This is a genomic window from Leptolyngbya sp. FACHB-8 (genome assembly GCF_014695575.1).
In the GTDB taxonomy this organism is placed as follows: Bacteria; Cyanobacteriota; Cyanobacteriia; order Elainellales; family Elainellaceae; genus Vacuolonema.
This window is the reverse complement of the sequence record NZ_JACJOO010000080.1, coordinates 60444-81100: the sequence shown is the minus strand read 5'-3', so window position 1 is coordinate 81100 and position 20657 is coordinate 60444. Positions and strand designations below refer to the sequence as shown.

The 20657-nt window shown below is 50.7% G+C and carries 14 protein-coding genes; 8 read left to right on the top strand and 6 right to left on the bottom strand.

Annotated elements, in window-relative coordinates:
- Nucleotides 1–3: 3 nt before the first annotated feature.
- The 4 genes from lhgO to H6F91_RS22960 form a co-directional block, all read right to left on the bottom strand.
- Nucleotides 4–1218 (bottom strand): L-2-hydroxyglutarate oxidase, encoded by a 1215-nt coding sequence (gene lhgO / locus H6F91_RS22975; protein WP_190789508.1) that lies wholly within the window; start codon nucleotides 1216–1218, stop codon nucleotides 4–6.
- Nucleotides 1219–1278: 60 nt separating this feature from the next.
- The gene (gene rfbF, locus H6F91_RS22970; protein ID WP_190773686.1) at nucleotides 1279–2052 is read right to left on the bottom strand and encodes a glucose-1-phosphate cytidylyltransferase; all 774 of its coding nucleotides are present in this window, start codon (nucleotides 2050–2052) and stop codon (nucleotides 1279–1281) included.
- Between the two features lie 537 nt (nucleotides 2053–2589).
- Entirely contained in the window at nucleotides 2590–4665 is a 2076-nt protein-coding gene (gene glgX / locus H6F91_RS22965; RefSeq protein WP_190773685.1) for a glycogen debranching protein GlgX, read from the bottom strand.
- Nucleotides 4666–5768: 1103 nt separating this feature from the next.
- Nucleotides 5769–7538, bottom strand: a complete 1770-nt coding sequence (locus H6F91_RS22960) for an N-acetylmuramoyl-L-alanine amidase (RefSeq protein ID WP_206754964.1) — start codon at nucleotides 7536–7538, stop codon at nucleotides 5769–5771.
- Nucleotides 7539–8180: 642 nt separating this feature from the next.
- On the opposite strand from H6F91_RS22960, the gene H6F91_RS22955 reads away from it, so the two are divergent.
- From H6F91_RS22955 to H6F91_RS22945, 3 genes are all read left to right on the top strand, one after another.
- Entirely contained in the window at nucleotides 8181–9356 is a 1176-nt protein-coding gene (locus H6F91_RS22955; RefSeq protein ID WP_190775511.1) for a transaldolase, read from the top strand.
- Nucleotides 9357–9867: 511 nt separating this feature from the next.
- Complete coding sequence (gene aroF / locus H6F91_RS22950; RefSeq protein ID WP_190775512.1) at nucleotides 9868–10725, top strand: 3-deoxy-7-phosphoheptulonate synthase; 858 nt, start codon at nucleotides 9868–9870, stop codon at nucleotides 10723–10725.
- A gap of 114 nt (nucleotides 10726–10839) precedes the next feature.
- The gene (locus H6F91_RS22945) at nucleotides 10840–12135 is read left to right on the top strand and encodes an alkaline phosphatase PhoX (RefSeq protein ID WP_190775549.1); all 1296 of its coding nucleotides are present in this window, start codon (nucleotides 10840–10842) and stop codon (nucleotides 12133–12135) included.
- Nucleotides 12136–12484: 349 nt separating this feature from the next.
- On the opposite strand, the gene H6F91_RS22940 is transcribed toward H6F91_RS22945, so the two are convergent.
- Nucleotides 12485–14071, bottom strand: coding sequence for an XDD3 family exosortase-dependent surface protein (locus H6F91_RS22940; RefSeq protein ID WP_190775513.1), 1587 nt, complete (start codon nucleotides 14069–14071; stop codon nucleotides 12485–12487).
- A 319-nt stretch (nucleotides 14072–14390) separates the two neighbouring features.
- Between H6F91_RS22940 and H6F91_RS22935 the strand changes: the two genes are divergently transcribed.
- Genes H6F91_RS22935 through H6F91_RS28375 form a run of 5 tightly spaced genes read left to right on the top strand, consistent with a single transcriptional unit; the run spans nucleotide 14391 to nucleotide 18514 of the window.
- Entirely contained in the window at nucleotides 14391–15827 is a 1437-nt protein-coding gene (locus H6F91_RS22935) for an NB-ARC domain-containing protein (protein WP_190775514.1), read from the top strand.
- 35 nt (nucleotides 15828–15862) lie between these two features.
- The gene (locus H6F91_RS22930; protein ID WP_190775515.1) at nucleotides 15863–16882 is read left to right on the top strand and encodes a serine/threonine-protein kinase; all 1020 of its coding nucleotides are present in this window, start codon (nucleotides 15863–15865) and stop codon (nucleotides 16880–16882) included.
- Complete coding sequence (locus H6F91_RS22925; protein ID WP_190775516.1) at nucleotides 16879–17970, top strand: CHASE2 domain-containing protein; 1092 nt, start codon at nucleotides 16879–16881, stop codon at nucleotides 17968–17970. Before H6F91_RS22930 ends, H6F91_RS22925 begins: the two co-directional genes overlap by 4 nt.
- Nucleotides 17967–18392, top strand: a complete 426-nt coding sequence (locus H6F91_RS22920) for a hypothetical protein (protein ID WP_190775517.1) — start codon at nucleotides 17967–17969, stop codon at nucleotides 18390–18392. Before H6F91_RS22925 ends, H6F91_RS22920 begins: the two co-directional genes overlap by 4 nt.
- Complete coding sequence (locus H6F91_RS28375) at nucleotides 18389–18514, top strand: hypothetical protein (protein WP_277874449.1); 126 nt, start codon at nucleotides 18389–18391, stop codon at nucleotides 18512–18514. The genes H6F91_RS22920 and H6F91_RS28375 overlap by 4 nt, the downstream gene beginning before the upstream one ends.
- A gap of 176 nt (nucleotides 18515–18690) precedes the next feature.
- Here H6F91_RS28375 and H6F91_RS22915 read toward each other — a convergent pair whose 3' ends face one another.
- On the bottom strand, nucleotides 18691–20367 hold the full coding sequence (locus tag H6F91_RS22915) for an NAD(P)H-quinone oxidoreductase subunit 4 (RefSeq protein ID WP_190775550.1): 1677 nt from the start codon (nucleotides 20365–20367) through the stop codon (nucleotides 18691–18693).
- Nucleotides 20368–20657: the final 290 nt, after the last annotated feature.

Genomic DNA, 20657 nt, shown 5'->3' with positions numbered 1-20657 from the left:
TTCCTATCTGCTAAGTTGGACTTGCTTGGTGCGGGGAGCCGGAGCCTGCTCAGCTACAGCTTTTCCAATTTCGATGGAAGAGGTAGCAGCAGGAGACGGGGCATTACAAACGTGAATGGAATTTTCACCCCGAACAATCAGGAAATCATCAACGAGCTGGCCATTATCCATCAGGGCTTGGGCTCTTACCCCCGCGTGAGTAGGAACCACATCCTCCATTTGCACCTCGGGAATGAGGCGCTGGAGACTTTGTACGAAAACCGCCTTACTAAAGGAGCGCACCATTTCTTTGATGCCTTCGTCGGCATACTTGGAAGCCAGTTTCCAGAAAGCCGGATAGGTCATCACTTCGGCAAAATCGCGGAGGTCAAAATCGGTCTTCTTGTAACCCTCGCGCTTCAAGCTGAGAACTGCATTCGGCCCCGCATGAACGCTGCCATCGATCATCTTGGTGAAATGAACGCCCAAGAACGGAAACGCTGGATTCGGAACTGGATAAATCAACGTGTTGACTAGATAGCGCTTTTCGGGCACTAACTCGTAATATTCACCGCGAAATGGCACGATTTTGGACTGAGGGTCAACACCCCCTAATTTAGCGATGCGATCGCTATACAACCCCGCGCAGTTAATCACCGTCTGGGCCTCAAACGTGCCCTGGGTCGTCTCTAAAACCTTACCTTCAGGAACGTCAACAATTTTCAGAACTTTGGTGTTGAGCCGTAGTTCACCGCCTTGCTGCTGAATCAGTTCGGCGTACTTCAGGCAAACCTGCTTGTAGTCGGCAATTCCTGTAGAAAAGACCCGAATCCCAGCCAAACAGTTGACATGGGGTTCAATCTCCTTAACCTCCTCAGCGGTGATACGGGCAACTTTAATGCCGTTCTCTAAACCCCGCTGGTAGAGGTTTTCCAAGAGAGGCAGTTCCTTTTCTTCGGTCGCAACAATAACCTTGCCACACACCTCATAGGGCAGGCCATGCTCCTGGCAAAAGTTCACCATGGACTCAGCACCATCTCGGCAAAATTTTGCCTTAAAGCTACCCGGCTTATAGTAAACGCCTGAGTGAATGACGCCGCTATTATTACCCGTCTGATGGAAGGCCCACTGGCTCTCCTTTTCTAGAACCAGAATCGTGGCATCTGGATAGCGTTTGCCCAACGCCATTCCTGTTGAGAGGCCGACAATTCCTCCCCCGATAATTGCGTAATCGTACATGCCGTCTTCCCTATCAATTGGTTTGTATAAATGGATGGATGGCGTCGTCAGCTCAAGCGTTTACCAAACCTTCCATGGGGCCTTGCCAGATTCCCACAGACCCTCAAGGTAATTTTTATCTCGTAGCGTATCCATGGGTTGCCAAAAACCATTGTGCTTATATGCAGATAGCTGTTCCATATGGGCAAGTTTTTCCAGCGGGGCCTGTTCCCAAACCGTGCTGTCTCCATCGATGTAATCAATCACTTCCGGTTCAACGACAAAGTAGCCACCGTTGATCCAGGCCCCATCTCCCTCTGGCTTTTCGTGGAATGAGGTAATTTTGGTTTGCTCAGAGCCCAACATAATGGCTCCAAAACGCCCGGGGGGTTGCACGGCAGTGAGGGTTGCCAGCGTACCCTGAGCTTTATGAAAAGCAATGAGCTCACCAATATTGACGTTGCTCACACCATCGCCATAGGTGAAACAGAAGGTTTCTGAGCCAATGTGTTCTCGAACGCGCTTGAGACGTCCACCGGTCATCGTCTCAGCTCCGGTATCCACCAGAGTGACACGCCAGGGCTCTGCATAGCCCGTGTGAATATTTACCTGGTTGAAGCGCATATCAATGGTGACATCTGACATGCGAAGAAAGTAGTTGGCGAAGTACTCCTTGATGACATGCCCTTTGTAGCCACAGCAAACAATGAAGTCGTTTATCCCGTAAGCCGAGTAAATCTTCATGATGTGCCAGAGAATGGGTTGACCCCCAATTTCGACCATAGGCTTAGGTCGTATGCTGGTCTCTTCACTAATGCGTGTACCCAGCCCACCTGCAAGGATGACGGCTTTCATTGAACAACCTCCCTCGAAGTTCGGAATTGGCAAACGTAACTTCTTAAACTCGAATCAAAAGCAGAAGCTTTTGCTCTAGGGGTCTGGTAGGAGAATAGCAAGACCTCTATAAATTCCCGATGAAGAAGACGTAAGTATACGTAGACTTTCTGCAAAGAGAGCATCAAGACGCCCCTTAGATACGTTGTTTTCTCAACGTCACCCTCCTTACGAGAGAGAAATAGCTCACTCCTCCGTAAAATTGCTGAAAGGAGATGAATAGTTTTTATGAAAGGAAAGCCCAACAATTAGGCAAACTTTAACATACTCATTTCTGAAGCGCTGCCTCGCTCTAAATGCTCACGAATGGCGGTGTAGGGTATTTTTCACCCCATACCGCCGTTCTTACCAAACGATACGTTTTAAAGCTTGCGGGAAGGGTTATTTTTTCGTATGCTTCGCATACAAAAAACAACCCTTAAAACAGGTACTACGCCTTTAGAAACAGGACGACGACCGTTTGATAAGCCGTGCTCGGTTCATCAAACGGTCGTTGAGTTAGGGGCTAACAAACGCCATCAAGACTGCTACAGAGCGAGGTTGAACCGTGTAGCGATCGCCCGAAAATACCGGAGCCGTTTCCAGAGGACAAAAATCCTCAGGAGGCGACAGGTAAGTATCGACGATGCGGTGCCAGCATTCGCTGCCATCGAGGGGAGGCAATTCGAACGAAAGCGACTCCCAATAGGCATTGAGCATGATGTGAATATGCTCCTGCTTCTTAGGATGCTGAAGGGTAAGAGCAAGGGTATGGGAATTGGGATTCAAATCTGGTTGGCCCAGATGAACCCCGTGCCACACTACAAAGGGGTCATCCTGGAAGGAAAACCCAGTGAGCACCCGGTCCAACTGAAACAGTTGAACGGCTTGCACAAACCGGATAAATTCACGGGTGAAGCGGAGGAGCCCGCTCCGTTTTTCCACGTCATCCCAGTTAAACCAGCTCACCTCACTGTCCTGGCAGTAACCGTTATTGTTGCCCTGCTGAGTTCGACGGACTTCGTCCCCCATGAGCATCATTGGTGTGCCCTGAGAAAGAAACAGAAGGCTAATCAGGTTTTTGATTTGGCGATCGCGCAAGCGTTCAATTCTGGGGTCTTTACTAGGCCCCTCGACGCCACAGTTCCAACTGTGGTTGTCATTAGAGCCATCACGACTATCCTCCAGGTTGGCGGCATTGTGTTTCTCGTTGTAGGACACCACATCGTTGATGGTAAAACCATCGTGGCAGGTGACGAAGTTGATGCTGCGGGTGGTGTCGTAGTCCATTCGGGGGTAAATGTCAGGGCTACCCAACAGCCGATGGGCAACGCGTTTGGCAACCCCTTCATCCCCTTTCACAAAGCGGCGCATATCATCCCGGAAGGGGCCATTCCATTCAGCAAAGCGATCGCCCGTTCCCACAAACTTGCCCACCTGATACAAACCCGCCGCATCCCAGGCTTCCGCAATAATTTTGGTGCGAGCCAACACCGGGTCCATCTCAATGGTCCAGAGAATGGGCGATCGCTCAATGGGCAACCCCACATCATCGCGCCACAGTACCGAGGCCAGGTCAAAGCGAAAGCCATCCACATGCATTTCTGACACCCAGTAGCGCAGAGAGTCGAGAATGAGTTGGCTGACAATGGGGTGATTGGCGCGCAGCGCATTACCGCAGCCGCTGTAGTTGGAGTAGAACTGGCGATCCTTCTCCAAAATGTAGTAGGCGGAATTTTCTAATCCTCGAAATGACAGTGTAGGGCCGTTCTCATTCCCTTCAGCACTGTGATTAAATACCACATCCAGAATGACTTCGATACCGGCTCGGTGCAACGCTTTCACCATGTCCCGAAATTCATCCACCGGCCCCAGATAGCTGCGATCGGCACTATAAGCGCGGTGAGGAGCAAAAAAGCTAATGGTGCTATATCCCCAGTAGTTCTTCAGACCATCCTGGGCATCCTGAGCATCAAAGAAGTGCACAGGCAACAGCTCTACGGCTGTCACCCCAAGGGATTGCAGATAGGGGATTTTCTCAATTAACCCGGCATAGGTGCCCCGTTTATCATCCGGCAAGCCGGAGTTTGGATGGCGAGTAAATCCTCCCACATGCATTTCGTAGATGATGCTGCGGGTGTAGGGGGTACGGAGAAGGCGATCGCCCTCCCAATCATAGGTGCTGGTATCGACCACTACCCCTTTCAACGCCTGGGCGCAGTTGTCGTAACCGGGGCGAGATGCGGCGCGGCGATCGTAATACTCCTCGTTCACAATCGCTTTGGCATAGGGATCAAGCAAGACTTTGCTGGGGTCAAAGCGGTAGCCCTGGGCCGGGTCAAAGGGACCATGAACGCGATACCCATAAATTTGCCCCGCTTTCAGGCCGGGTACAAACCCATGCCAGTAGTGGAAGCTTTTATTGTGGCGAGAATCCAGTGAAATGATGTGCGAGGGTTTTGCTTGATCAGGGCGATCGAACAACAGCAGCTCAATAGCTTGAGCGCTTTTAGAAAAAATGCAGAAATTGACGCCATCTGGCATAACAGTTGCCCCTAAGGGGAAACTTTGGCCAGGTAATGCCTTGAGTGTCAAGCTTCAACCTCCCTGAACTGGAATGGAGATGCACCGGCAGAGAAGGCGCTGCTAACCAACAAAGGTCAAGGGGTGGGAAGAGCAGATCCTAATCGGCAGGTGATTTTGAAATGCGTTTAGAAACAGAATTAAAGTCTGGGTTTGAAGCGGATTTCAAATTAAAAACGTTAATGTAAGCCTACATTGAAGCGGAACACTGCTTACGATTTTATCCCAATTCAACAAACAATACTCTGAATAGTTCCCCTAAAACCGTTGATTTTACAGGCTCCTCACATTCAAAAAAGCAACATAAAATAAATTACTCTGTTTCAGTCCTGTAGATGGGATGTGGAGGAAGGAGCACTTCATGCTCCTTCCTCCACATCCCATCTACAGGACTGAAACATGAACCAGACGGGTTAGCCACAAAACCACTGTATTCCAACTACCATCTGACAGAAGCTAAATTGTGAGAGATAAGCCTCGCAGAAACTTCCAACCCTTATTCTGGAAAGAGCATTGAATCACTTGTAATTTTTTTGCACCACCTGCGATCGCCACTTCAGAAGCATTCCACCAACCCATACAGCAACTCCTTTACTTCCATTTCAAGAACGGTTTACCTCCAGATGATTCTACGTTTTTGAAAGAGCATATGAAATACTATGAGCGATCGCCACATCAGATAAACTGACAGCAGATTAGTTGAAAGCGGGAACGCTTCTACACCGAGATTTATTACAAATTTAGAGACAAGAAAAGATAGATATTAAAACAAAGCTGAAATAAATTAGAAAGATATAAATTACAGCACATTCAATTTATCTATCAATATTTCTTAACTCATCAATAACTACTATTTGAACAAAATTTTTATTAAAAGAAGAATGATAACTGACAAAAGTCAACCTATCAGTGATACATGAAAAATTAGATTCTAATAAACTTCTCGTTTTAAGGGATTGGTAATATAACCACTAATCTCTCAAAACACGCAGGTTGTTCTATGTGCACACCCCCTTAGGGGATAGTGTTCTAGACATGTGGATGGGGTGTGGTGAAAGGAGCACTTTGTTTCCCTTTCATTACAACCCTCCATCCACACGCTTGAAACAGGACTCCTAGCGATTCTCGCGGATGTATTGCAGGATGCCTCGGGCGATCGCCCGTGCCAGTAACTCACGATACTCATCCGTTGCCAGGCGAGGTGAATCCTCTGCGCCCGTCACAAAACCCATCTCGACCAGAGCTGAGGGCATGGATGTGTTGCGAATAACGTAGAACCGAGCTGTCTTCACACCCCGACTGGGAGAACCTGTCGCTTCCAAAAGACTGTTTAATAGGTCAGTCGCCAAAACGCCCCCCTGAGCAGATGTATGAAAGGTTTCAATCCCGTTCACGTCAGGACGACTCATACTGATGGAATTCGAGTGAATGCTGACGAACAAATTAGCCCGAGCCCGTTCTGCCGCCTGAACTCGCTGTTCCAGCTCCAGGGTACGGTTGTCAGTGCGGGTCATGACCACTCGCACCCCCGCCTGTTGCAAGAGATCCCGGACACGCGAAGCAACTACGTTGTTAATGTCTACCTCTCGCAGACCACGAATACCCACGGCACCGGGGTCTTGTCCCCCATGGCCAGGGTCGAGCACGACCGTGGTTTGGCGATCGCCGATACCTGGCATCGACACCGGAGGCAACTCTCGATTCGGTTGCCAGAAGGGGCGAACCAGGGGAACCGTGATCTGATTGCTACCACGTTGTCGGAATCCAGTGCGCTCTTCCACAGGTAGCCCGACCTGAATATCTGAGGCTACCGCCAGATCCAGTACAGCATCTTCACCATCCTGCTCCCACGCCACCTGCAGAAGACGGCTACTGGCGGCCAGGTCAACGGGAGGCAGACTTCCGATCCGCGTGTTGGGAAAGCGGATGCGGTAGCGATCGCCATCCTGCTCCACGTCATACGTAAGGGGCCCACCTGCCCGAATTTGTAGAGCCGAGCGTTCTGGGGCAAAGGTAATGGCCTGAATTTGATTTTCTGTAACCGGCGTTGATTCGGGCGACGGTTCTGGAGAAGGGCTGGAGGAGGGAGAAGGCGTGGGTTCTGGAGCTTGCGCCCTCGCTCGGCCCGGTTGTAGTATGCCGTCTCCTGCGGCCGTTTCATTAAACTGCCACTCTGCCGCCTCACTCAGATTTAACGTCAGTCGGACGAGCGGGGGATCACTCTCCTCCTCTAGCTCCAGTTCTTCAATACCAAACTGCTCCAGTTCTTCGGGAGGCTGCTCCAGGTTATCAGCCAACACCGTGTTGGGCAGTTCGAGAACATAGCGCCGGCCTCGTCGCTCTCGCCGCAACTCTGCGGGTACCGATCGCGACAGGCGAAGGTAGAAGCCGTAATTATTTACCTGTAAGGCTTCCAGCTCCGAAACAGCTGTTGAGCTTGCTTCTGAAGGAGCGGGTTGAGTTTCAATAGGCTGAGACTCCCTGCTTTCGCTCTGTACGAGTTCTGGCTCGGGAATCTGAACAACCCATTCTGTGGAGGATTGCCCCTCCACCCGAACTTGCTCAAGATTCAAGGTATACCCTGGCTCCAGTTCAACCACCAGGCGAGCCGTGTTGGGATCCAACTGGCCCCAGCGAATCTCACGAATCGAGCCAGAGCCTTCCTGTTGGAGACGCGCCCCATGCAACTGCACCCCAGGCAAATCAACGACCAGGCGTGTCGGGTTAAAAATCAGTTGAGCGCGGGGACGCACGGCGGCGTCCGTCACAAACGTAATGGCATTATCACGTGCGTTGAACCGCCAGGATTCCAGCTCCGTTGCCGTCGCCGGAGTCGCCAGCAACAGCGCACCAAAACAACCCGCTAAACGTATCAACCGAACCATTTGCTTCATTTTTATGGGAGGAGGGTGTTGAGAAGTGTGAGCCTAACAAACGCTCTAAGCTGGCCAGACCCATGTTCTCTGTCCCTGCCATGATTGAGAGGCCATTCCAGGGTCTGTAGAAGTTGTTTCGTGTGCGTGCATGCAAAAACAATTCGCCCAACGGACCTTAAAGCAGGCCCTGGACATATGACTGGTCGTTGAGGGCGTGCAAAGCCCTCCTTCCCCGACAAGCAGACACGTTGGAAACACAAGCTAAACTAGCGGCACAAAATCCAGCACAGAAAAGAGCGGAATGATTAGGATTGAGATGGCTCAGGTGTTTAATGACTGCTGATTGTTGAACCAGTTTTTACCTCGGGCGGAGGAATATACCACGGCAACGACGTTCAACAGAGACAGAATATCAGAGGTTGGGATCGCTTCTGCGATCCACCCATCATCCGGAATGATGTTTAAGATCCGCGGATTTTGTCGTTAGGTGTGATTGGATCAGGCTGAAGGCCAAGATTGGCAAGGAAGTTTCGCAGGGTTGGAGTCGTATCCCGGAGAACCATTCATTACAGACTTCTGCTGGATTTGTTCCAGAACACACCACAGGGTTGATCCCCTTTTCGCTTGCATGTATTCGTTTGGGAGAAAACTATGGCTCAAAGTTTGTTAGACCAATTGCGCGAGGTTACCGTAGTCGTGGCGGATACAGGAGACATCCTGGCCATCGAAAAATTTACTCCCCGTGACGCCACCACCAACCCCTCCTTGATCACGGCTGCCGCCCAAATGCCCGAATATCAGGCCATTGTGGATGACACGCTGAAACAGGCTAAGCAAGATCTAGGCCCTGGCGCAACAGAGTCCGATATTCTCGCGACCGCCTTCGATCGTCTGGCAGTTTCCTTCGGGAAAAAAATCCTGGCCATCATCCCCGGTCGCGTTTCGACCGAAGTGGATGCCCGTCTGTCTTATGACACTGAGGCAACCGTAGAAAAGGCCCACTACCTGATCTCAGAGTATGAAGCAGCAGGGATCACACGCGATCGCATTCTCATCAAAATCGCCGCGACTTGGGAAGGTATCCGTGCTGCCGAAATTCTCGAAAAAGAAGGGATTCACTGCAATCTGACGTTACTGTTTGGGCTGCACCAGGCGATCGCCTGTGCCGAAGCCGGGGTGACGCTGATCTCTCCCTTCGTCGGTCGCATTCTCGACTGGTACAAGGCCAATACGGGTATAGAACACTACGAGCCCCACGAAGATCCCGGTGTCCAGTCTGTCACCAAAATCTATTACTACTACAAAAAATTTGGCTACACCACCGAAGTGATGGGAGCCAGCTTCCGTAACGTAGACGAAATCATTGAACTAACCGGATGCGACCTGCTGACCATTTCCCCCAAACTATTGGAGCAACTCCAGGGCACCGAAGCTTCCTTACCCCGTAAGCTTGATCCCGCCAAAGCCGCTGATTATCCTATCGAAAAAATCTCGATGGACAAGGCGACCTTCGACCGCATGCACGCCGAAGATAGAATGGCGAACGAAAAGTTGGACGAAGGGATCACCGGATTCACGAAGGCGCTGGAAGCCCTGGAAAAACTTCTGGCCGATCGCCTCGCCCGATTGGAAGGGGAAGAGGTGATCAACCACGCCGCTGAGGATGTCTTCAAAGCCTACGACCTGGATGGCGATGGCTTCATCACTCGCGAAGAGTGGATGGGAGCCGATGCCGTGTTTGATGCGATCGACATTAACCACGACGGCAAAATCACCTCTGAGGAATTAATTGCGGGCCTGGGTGCAGCATTCTTAGCCCAAGCCTAACGAGCTTTTTTTGACATAGTCGAGGCAAAGACACCCGGTGTTTTAGAAACACCGGGTGTCTGATTTTGAGGCCAGTACCCAACAGGGGGTATTGACACTTCTCTAAAGACCCTGTTAGCGTTGGAACAGAAATGAAGAGCCAGACAGCGGCACCACAACTATGTTGTCTTACAGCAACTATTTTTATTTTTGGTATATGGGGGTTCACCTGGGGTGAATAGGATTCCGTTTGGAACCTCCAGGTGAACCGCAGAGCGACCTCTGCGGTTTTTGTTTTAAGGGGGTTCCCGTTTCTCTTCCATGTTCAACACCATTTAACTAACGCACGACAAACCATGGCTTCTCCAATTTCCTTTGACTATTACGTTTACTTTTTTTGGCCCAGACGATACTCCGGGTAACGTAGCCATGCGTTATTACAGCCCGGAGCCTACATGGGTTCCGGGCTTTTTTCATGCCGTTTGCCTTTCACGTTCACCTTACACATCCACAACCACCAGGAAACCGACTGATGAAGAAAGCTAAACTCGCCCTCAAAACCGATGCTGCTCACAAGACCACCATTCAAATTGGTTCGGCGACTGTAGGAGGCAAAGACCTGTTCGTCGTGGGTGGTCCCTGCGCGGTAGAAAGCCGGGAGCAAATGGAGGCTGTTGCCAGTCAGATTGTGACTGCACCGGTACAAGCTCTGCGCGGTGGCGTTTACAAGCCTCGTACTTCTCCCTACGATTTCCAGGGTTTGGGGTTAGAAGGGTTAGAAATTTTGGCAGCCGTGCGCGATCGCTACGGCCTGCCTGTCATCACGGAAGTTATGGCCATCTCCCAAATCGACGACATCGTGGCCCATGCCGATGTGCTTCAGGTGGGCAGCCGCAACATGCAAAACTTCGACCTACTCAAAGCTCTGGGTGAAATTGACAAACCCATCCTATTAAAGCGCGGCTTGGCGGCTACCCTGGAAGAATTCGTGATGGCCGCCGAATACATCCTCAGCCACGGTAACCCCAACGTGATGCTATGCGAACGTGGCATTCGCAGCTTCGACACCTACACGCGTAACGTGCTGGATCTGGGCGCTGTTGTTGCTCTGAAGCAGATCACCCATTTACCCGTACTGGTTGATCCAAGCCATGCGGCTGGTAAGAATGAATTGGTAGCCGGTCTTGCCCGTGCCGCCGTTGCCGCCGGGGCTGATGGGTTGCTGGTAGAGTGCCACCCTGAGCCCGAAAAGTCTGTATCTGATGCTCGTCAGGCTTTGTCTTTAAATGAAATGGTGGATCTGGTTCAAAGTATTCGTCCCATTGCCACTGCCGTTAATCGTTGTGTTCCAGCCGGGGTTGCCACTGTGCCCCGGCTGTCTCTCGTTTAAAGGGGATTTAAAGAGAGCATTGCATCTATAGCCTTCGTCAACCGGTTTAAGTCATGATGGCAGGGGGCTTTGGCCTCTGCCATCATGACTGGTGATATCGAAGACGGAGCGTTCATGGCAATTTCACGGCGACAATTTCTGGCATTGAGTGGGCTGAGTGCAATGGGGGCGATCGCTCATCCCCTCTACTCCTGCTCTGCTACGCCCTCCACTGGGTTTGGTGCGCTTCAGCGTGATCCAGAGACCTTACTCGAATTACCGTCTGGCTTTCGTTATCGGGTCATTTCAACGGAAGGGCAAACCATGAACGATGGCTATCGGGTGCCCGGAGCATTTGATGGCATGGCAGCCTTTCCTGGCCCCGATGGCAGCACAATTTTGGTACGAAACCATGAGTTAATGCCTGGGGCGCTGAATGGCGTGCAGGGAACCACCCCTCAGAAATATGATGAGCGGGGTGCAGGTGGGACAACAACGCTGGTTGTGTCAGGCGATCGCCAACTTCTCCGTCAATACACATCCCTGGCTGGTACCGTACGAAATTGCGCTGGCGGTCCCACTCCCTGGAATTCCTGGCTGAGCTGCGAGGAGACAGTGTATGTCCCCGAAGTGGTGCGGGATGGGGTGCGGGTGTCGAAGCGTCACGGGTATGTGTTTGAAGTTCCTGCGGCAGCTACTGGGCCTGTCAATCCAGAACCGATTGTGGCGTTAGGGCGATTTAACCATGAGGCGATCGCCGTCGATCCACGCACGGGCATTTTGTACCAGACCGAAGATCGAGGTGATGGATTGTTCTATCGCTTTATTCCGAATGAACGGGGGAATTTGCAGGCAGGTGGTGTGCTGGAAGCGTTGATGGTGAGCGATCGCCCCCAGCTCCGCACCCATCAAAAATTCCCAGTACAAGAACCTGTTGCAGTCAGCTGGGTTCCAATTGATGAGGTAGACCCAGCCGACGATACGGTTCGGGTCGAAGGATTTCGCAAAGGCGCAGCCCAATTCTCCCGAGGTGAGGGCATTTGCTATCACGACGGACATTTTTACATCACCTGTACCAGCGGCGGCGACATTCCCAACGGTCAGGTGTGGCGTTATACGCCGGGTGCATCACACCAGGATGGCGGCACGCTGGAACTATTCGTGCAACCCAACAATCCGCAAAAACTGGACTACCCCGATAACTTAACCATGTCTCCCTGGGGCGACCTGATTGTTTGCGAAGATGGCCGGGGCGAACAGCGGTTGATTGGCATTACACCCACTGGAGACCTCTACCCCTTGGCCCGCAACGTGCGGAATCAATCGGAGTTCGCCGGGATTTGTTTTGCACCTGATGGACAAACAATGTTTGTCAACATCTACGCACCGGGGATTACCTTCGCCATCTGGCGAGAGGGTGGAATGGGGTAGCGATCGCCTCCATCATCGCTTTCAAATCCGCCTACAATCCCATGCACATCAGGACTTGCGCAAACCCACCCTATTTAACCTCAGTTCGGGATGAGCTGAAGTGCTCATTTTGGCGTGCACTATGTGCACTCCAAAATGAGCCTTTTCGAGTGCCGCGCGTTGCGCGGCACTCGAAAAGGTCCTTAACCCGAACTCAGGTTATTTAGAGCATTCATGTTGTGTGCTGTGCTGCGCACAGCACACAACATGAATGCGTAAGTCCTGGCATAAATAAACGTGCGGTGTGAAGCACCGCACGTACTCTATCTAATTCATACCAAGCTAGGCAGGATTGGAATAAACCCCAGGATTAACGACCAGCAGGGGGTAGAACCTGAGCAAATGCTCGATCTGATGCACTTAACGAACTAGATGCATCCACCGTAACCGTACCCGTGTTGCGGTAGAGACGACAATAATCAAGATGCGTGATCGCCCCATCCCCTCGGAATGTCACTTCTACCGCAGCCACTAAATCATTGCAGATCTTCACTTCCTGGAAGCTATTGTTACCCAAGCGTGCCATGTTGTAACAACCCAGGCGTTTTCCATCCTCATCAAAAGTTGTAATTGTTCCACCCCGTCTGTCGATATCTAACAAACCGACACCGCTTAAACCGACTAATTCATCAAATTCAAATCGGATGGTTCCTCCGTTGCGGTCATCATTGGGTCTCCGGCAGTTGCCATCCTGCGAAACAATCAGCACATTGCCTCGATCGTAGCGATTCTCTCCGGGACGCCCACGGCGGCCACCGACGCCGACGCCCGGCCCACCAAAATCTCGATTGGAGGTACCCAGATCCCGGTCACATCGGCTTGGATTGCTGCTGTCAAAAATCATGGCATCACAATCCCCTGCGTTGGGAGTGGAAATCTGAATGCCTAAGTTGCTGTATTCAGTATCAATAATCGTCCCAGCTGCTAAAGAGCGGCCTCGGCCATCTGTGTCAAAGTTAATCCGGTTAACAGGGGTTTGTTGTAGTGCACCACTGGCTCGATAAACCCAAGTTTCATCGGGGCTGAGAATCCCATCTCTGCCGCGATCGCTACTCACATCCAAAGTGGGCACAAACCGCTGATCACTATCAGTAACCCGCACCTGTCTTTGCAGGAAGGAAACGTTACCAGTATTCTTTACAGCATACTCAAATACCGCTGGAGCCCCTTCTCGCACTCGGACAGCATCCTTATCGGTGTCCGCTTCATGGCCATTTAAGCTTTTCTCGATCGCAACACCGAGGGTCATATTGTTCGTATCACGTATGGCCACCAGGTCATTGTTGCACTCGGGCGACCAGGATAACGTGAAGGCTCCAGATGGTAAGCAAGAGCGAGGAATTGCAATGCCAAATGTATTGCTGCCAGCCCCCTGGGTCGTGATGCCTCGGCTTTGTAGGTTGGCGGCATTCCGAACCTGCACGTCAGATACATGGTTACCTGATTGAATTACGTTAGGAACATGGCTACCGGCACTGAAATAGGTGTCTCCTGCACTTAATTCACCGGCAGATGGAGTACCGCCATGGTTCGAAATGTATTGGTTATAAGCTCCATAATTCGACAAGAATTGTGTATTTTGAGACGCAACACTCACAGCGGAGACATTGGAATACAACCCCAGTTGAGATACACCGGAATCATTATTGCCCGCAAATCGCACGCCGTAGAGGCTACCATTAGCACCCTGCAAGTTGGAATTGCCGAAATTAAAGAGCAAGTCCCCGGCTGCAATTTCACCTACCCCACTCAAAGGGAAATTTGTATTGATGACAACGATGAGGTTATCCTCATCTTGCACAGTGGAAATAGAGTAAATCTCGTAAGCCGTTCCGCCTACATTATTCCCTTGCATGCTGTCATTCGAAGAGTCTAAAACAGTCTTTTGGATGGCCATACAAGTATCCTTGGAGTGGGAGATGAGTAAGACCAACCTCTGGTGGGAACAGAGCAATCTGTTGTTATATCAGAGGGTGGTAAATCAGTAATGTTTCTGATGTGTTTCAGAATAGAGAAGCTATTACCGTAATTCCACCCACAAAACAGTAACAGAGAAAATTTCATACAGAATAATTTTGTATGTAGTTTCGTAGGTTGCGCTTCAAAAAGCTAATCTAGACAAAGAGCAGAAATCGTCCGTGCAGCCCACTGCTGCCTCATTAAACGGACGACTTCCATATAGTTTTTCTAACAAGTACGTAAGGGTGCATCGGTTGATGGAAGTATCTCAAGAGCTATTTGCAGCTGCTTCAGAAACTTGGAATTTACAGCGTTTATGTGATGATCTGGCGATCGCCAAAGGTTCTCAGCTAACACCGAGAGAACGGGTATACCTGAAAGGTTTGTTATTGGGATATCGACCCAATGACATTGCAAATCTGCTGCACGTGCAATCAATAAGTGCCCGGAAGTATTGCAGTAATTTGTATGCCTACATTGAGGATTTGTTATTAACGAACCGGGCTCAGCAGGCAAGCGCTGCCGAAGTTCAAACGATGGGTGTACGAGCCAATCGAGTAGCCGCATTATTAGATCAGGCTGGTTATCGATTGCCAGGGGTGCGGGTAGAGGAACTTCTACCGCTTTCCGCACCCCCGGCAACGGATTATCAAGCTGTATCCAGAACGGTTGAACAACTGACCAGTTCTTCCATGTTGGATGAAGTACCTGTTTTATCTGTGTGCTACGGACGGCATACAGAATTGGCAACACTGACCCAGTTCAAGCAGCAGGGAAGCCGTTTAATCACGGTGTATGGGGACTATGGAATTGGTAAAACGACGTTGCTCAAGCAATGGGTTCACCAGGTCAAGACAGACTTCAACCGCGTCATTTGGCGATCGCTCCGGGGTCTACCCTCCTGCGCATCGCTGCTGGCAGATTTGCTAAATGTATTAGTCCCAGAACGCTACACACCCAGTGAGGAAGAGCGGCATCTATCCTTACTGGTTAACCAGCTTCAGCAGCAACGGATACTCCTGGTCTTGGAAGACGTCGATCGGGTTTTAGAAGAAGAATCTCGATTGCGGCGATATCGGGCTGGCTATGAATCCTACGAGCTGTTCTTTCACGGCATAGCTGCTCACAACCATCAAAGTTTAATCATGCTGGAAGCCTGGGAACCGCTAGCGGATCTGGAGTTACTGGAGAAGTCAACAGAAACGGTGCAAGGACTCAAGCTTAAAAAATTAGATCAAGAAACAGCAATTAAATTACTTCAAGATTATGAATTAAAGGACTTGGACTGCTGGAGTGATCTGATTGATACCTACCGAGGTAATCCCTATGCCTTACGCGTTGTCGCTGCCCATATTGCAGAAGTGTTTGACGGCCATGTGGGGGAATTTTGCCAGGATCACACCACCTATTTAGGAAACATCAGTAATCTGCTGCACTATCAATTCAAGCGCTTATCAGGCTTAGAAAAAGACATTTTATTCTACTTGACACAGCAAGACGGGAACCCTATCAGCCGTCCGGATCTACGCCAGCAATTTCAATCCAGCGAGTCGAAATCCAGTTTAAATGAAGCACTGGAAGCTTTGAGCTGGCGATCGCTCATCGAACGGAGCCGTCATCACGAAACGACAACTTACATGGCTTCGCCTGTTGTCATGAAATACATTAAAAGCTGCATTTCAGTAAGCCGATAGTTCTCGTTAGATTTCACCATGGCCTTTGTCTCACCATGATTTCGCCGGGCACCTTACTCCATCAGCGCTACTCTATCATCCGTCTATTGGGTTCAGGCGGTATGAGTGAAGTATTTGAAGTTTGTGATCAACAGGCTAAAGATCATCCTATTAAAGTTCTCAAACTATTAAAGGAAGATTCTCCTGATCTAATTAAACGCTTACAACAAGAAGCAGAAGTTTTGCAACGCCTCCCTCATCCCGGTATCCCCTGGGTTAGCCCGGAAGATGGGTATTTTTGTGAGCAGGTGCCGGGATTCCCAGAGCCGCTGCATTATTTGGTGATGGAGAAAGTGCCGGGCGAAACTTTGCAGGAATGGCTGAAAACAACTCATCCATTATCGGAAGCGGAAGCGATCGCCTATCTCAAACAGTTGGTTGAAATTCTCGATCACATTCATCATGCTAATTTTTTGCATCGCGATATCAAGCCATCCAATATCATACGAAAGCCAGATGGGAAGCTGGTGCTGATCGATTTTGGCATCAGTCGTGAAATGACTGAGACGTATCACAAAAAACTTCAGCAGAATGTGACGGGTACTTACCATCTATTTACAAGAGGCTACGCCCCTGCGGAGCAAATGGATGGACGGGCCGTACCCCAGTCCGACTTTTTTGCCCTCGGTCGTACCCTGGTTTATGCCCTCACCCAGACTCCCATCGCAGACCTGCCAACGGCCAAAGATGCGATTAGCCTGCAGTGGCAAAGTGCTGTTCCTGGCATTTCATCCAATTTCGCGCGGCTGCTGGACTCATTGATGGCTCCGATCCCGACTCAACGCCCCAAAAATACCCAGGAGATTTTGCGGGCGATCGCTCTCCTAGAACGAGAACTCACTCCCCGCCTCCGTTTGCGAGAAGTCCCGTGGGTTGTGCTATTGAGTATGACAATGGCAACCCTGTGCTTGGGGATACGGGGAAACGGGTGGATGCAACCGCTCGAACTCAAAGCTCTGGATGCGATGATGCAGTTACGCCCTGCTGAGGTACCCGATCTCCCCGGCTTTTGGTGATTACGGTAGATCAACAGGATGAGGATTGGCAACGGAACACCCGGATGAAAGGTTTGCTATCAGGTCAAACCATCTCTGATGAAGCCTTATCCCTGCTCCTGCAAAAACTACAAAGTGATCAGGCTCGGGTTATTGGCTTAGATATTTATCGAGATTTTCCGGTTCATGCAGAGGTTCCAGTTCTCGCTCAACAGCTCCAAATGGAACGTCTCGTCAGTATCTGCAAATCAGCCCCAGGGAAGGACACTCCCCCAATTTCTGCCCCATCTGAAGCCAAATGGGTCGGGTTTAGCGATTTTGTTGCAGATACCGATGGAACTCTCCGAAGACAGCTATTAGCGATGCCGCCCCATCCTAAGTCTCCCTGCCCCGATACTATCTTTTCCTTTAGTAGCCAGGTTGCGTTCCAATATTTTAGCCAGGATCAGCTCTATCCAACATTTGATGAAGAGAAGCAAACATTTATAGGATTGGGCGATCGCTATTTTGCTTATTTATTCTCCCCTTTTAATGGGTATATTTCTCTTCCCCATGAAGGGGATCAACTACTTCTCAATTACCGTTCTATTAAATCTGGTCATACCATTGCTGATACCATTCCATTACGGGAATTTTTAACGTCTCCAGTGGATTCTGAACGCGTTAAAAATCGTATTGTGTTGATTGGTGTCACTGACGTTCATTCTACAGACCGCCACATCACACCACTCGGGAAAATGCCCGGTGTTATGATTCATGCTCACATGATCAGCCAGCTTCTGAGTGCTGTGTACGATCATCGCCCTCTGATATGGGTATGGCAGACTTCTGTAGAAAAAGCCTGGATTGGGCTGTGGGCGATCGTAGGCGGATTGAGTGCCTGGCGTTTTCGCTCGAGTAAAGCTCTCGGGGTTGTTTTAACACTAGAGATTGCAGTGTTAACAGCCAGTTGTTTTGTTGTGTTCCTGTTAAGTGGTTGGATCCCATGGGTTCCAGCTGTTCTAGCGCTTTCCCTGTCAGGTCTGGGAGTTGCGCTATCTCGTCCTGCCTCGATAGACCTGAATCATCACCTGTGCAAGTTTTTGAGACATCTACCAAAACCATCATGATGAACTGGATTCGCGCAATCTGGATTCAACCCCTATTGACCGGGGTGCTCACGTTCGTTCCTCTCGTTTCCATCACCTGGGCAGCAGGACATCCAGCGATCTTCCTTCCCTCCTCAGAATCAACCATTTCTGAAGAAAGCCAGTCTCCCCGTTATCAACCTGGAGGCAATCCTGTCAACACCAGTAAAGGGGGCGGTAGCCGTGCTATTTCTCCTGCTGAGCAATACCAAACTCTTGCCTACACTCCGGGTGGTAACCCGCCAGACAAGACGGAGGGGGGCGGTAGCCACGGAACCTGTGCAGAAACCTCTATCCCCTCGACGGCTCCGGTTCCTCCCAACGGTGGCTTTACCACCTCTGAAAACCCAACAGTAGGGGTTATGTACCTTGTGGCCTGTCTACCACAACCCCAGCAGTTTTGACCGTAGAAGATAGCAACTATCGCCCCCTCTACACATCCCTTCTCAGCACAGAAGGGGCTGCATCCTCTGTCTATGGGTTTCCCACTCCTCAATCTCTTGCCGTGGATAAGCCCTACACCTAGCGATTAAGCATGATTGAAGGAAGCTTAAAATAGTGCTACTTTACCATCCGGATTCTGTATGAATTGTCGAGCGACAAAAGCGCTCAACGATTCGCACAGGAAATATACGAATGAAGCCCAGTGCATTGCACTGGGCTTCAAACTGACTGATCAGATTCTATCAGTCGAACGTTTCCCTATAGAGCTGATGCAACTTCAGGAGCAGCCGGTAGCGACCAGGCTTTCGCATAAACCTTTGGTTGGCTCTGGGCTACTTCAACATGAGCTGCACGGGCTTGAGCATTGATAGCAACGGTGGTTGCATCGTAGGTTTGTGTCGCCAGTTTGGGATAAATCCCGATCGCAATAATCAATGCGAGGAATGAGAAGGCGATGAACAGTTCACGAGGACGTACATCATCGAAGCGAGATTCATCGGGTAATTCGCAGTTGGTACCGAAGCACACCGCATCTACACCGCTTTGATTCTCGGGCGTAACTTGGGTGTTGCCCACTTCACAAACCGGAGCAGAACCCGAGTTGAAGAACACCTGACGCAGCATGGAAAGCATGTAGATGGGGGTGATGATAACCCCAACAGCGGCCAGGAAAACAGCAACAGTACGGAAGGGAGAGGTGTAGAGGTCGCTGGTGCTCATGCCCAGGAAGACACTCAGTTCTCCAGCGAAGCCGCTCATGCCAGGGAGGGCCAGGGAGGCCATGGAACCTGCGGTGAACAGAGCAAAGGTCTTGGGCATCGCCTGACCAATGCCACCCAGAGCATTCATGTTGAGGCTGTGGGTGCGATCGTAAGTAACCCCTACCAGGAAGAACAGAACCGAGGCAATCAACCCGTGGGAAATCATCTGTAGCATTGCGCCGTTCACCCCAATGTCGGTGAAGGATGCAATTCCCAGCAATACAAAGCCCATGTGGGAGACCGAGGAGTACGCCAGACGGCGCTTCATGTTGGACTGGCCGAAGGAGTTGAAGCCCCCGTAGATGATGTTAACCACACCCAGGACAACCAGAATCGGCGCAAAGTAAACGTGGGCGTGGGGCAGGAGTTCCATGTTGAGGCGAATCAAGCCGTAGCCACCCATCTTCAGCAACACACCCGCCAGAATCATCGAAACTGGGGCAGACGCTTCACCGTGAGCATCAGGCAACCAGGTATGGAGGGGAAAGATAGCCAGCTTAACGCCGAAGGAAATCAGAAGACCCGCATAGAGGAACAGTTCCAAAGCGAGGGGGAATTGGCGCATGGCCAGCTCAGCCATGTCAAAGGTAATGGGGCCATTACCGTAAAAGGCGAGACCCAGACCAGCGACGAGGATAAAGACAGAGGCCGCAGCAGTATAAATCAGGAACTTGGTTGCAGCGTAGTGGCGACGCTGACCACCCCAAATAGAAACTAACAAATAGACGGGAACCAGTTCCAGTTCCCACATCACGAAGAATAGGATGATATCTGTAGCGGCAAATACCCCAATCTGGGCCGCATACAGCACCAGCATTAAGAAGTAGAACAGCTTAGGTTTGCGATCTACCTGCCAGGCAGAGAGGATAGACAGGGTGGTAACGAAACCTGCCAACAGTACCAGGGGCATGGAGAGGCCGTCTACAGCCAGGGACCAACTCAGGCCTAACTGCGGAATCCAGTTGAACCGCTCGACCATCTGGAAGGAGGTTGCCTGGGGGTCGTAGTTTTCCCAGAAGGCGTAGCACATGAGGGCAAAGTCTACACTGGCTACGCTGAGTGCGAACCAGCGGGTCACCTTACCAGATTTGTCGGGCAGGATGGGGATGAGGAAAGCGGCCACCAGCGGGAGGAGTGTGATGGTGGTGAGCCAGGGAAAGTGAGCAAGAGTCATAACGATTAGGTTGGTTCCTGTGTCAGGTAAGGTCAGTGGATGTTGCGAGAAGCCCGTGTTTGCTGGGTGAGGCTGTGGCGATTGCTCCATCACCGATCCTCTAAGTCAACGAAACACCGCTCCTGGAATGGCGTGATTCGAACGTTTATCAGACTCGGCCGTAGAGGAGAGCTGAAGAAACGAGATGAACGTAAGTATCAAGCGGCCATTCACAAGTCCACGCTGGAGCGTGTCTATCTAACACAACAACCGCTTGAGTTTTGAGGCTCCTTGAAGTCGATAGGTATATT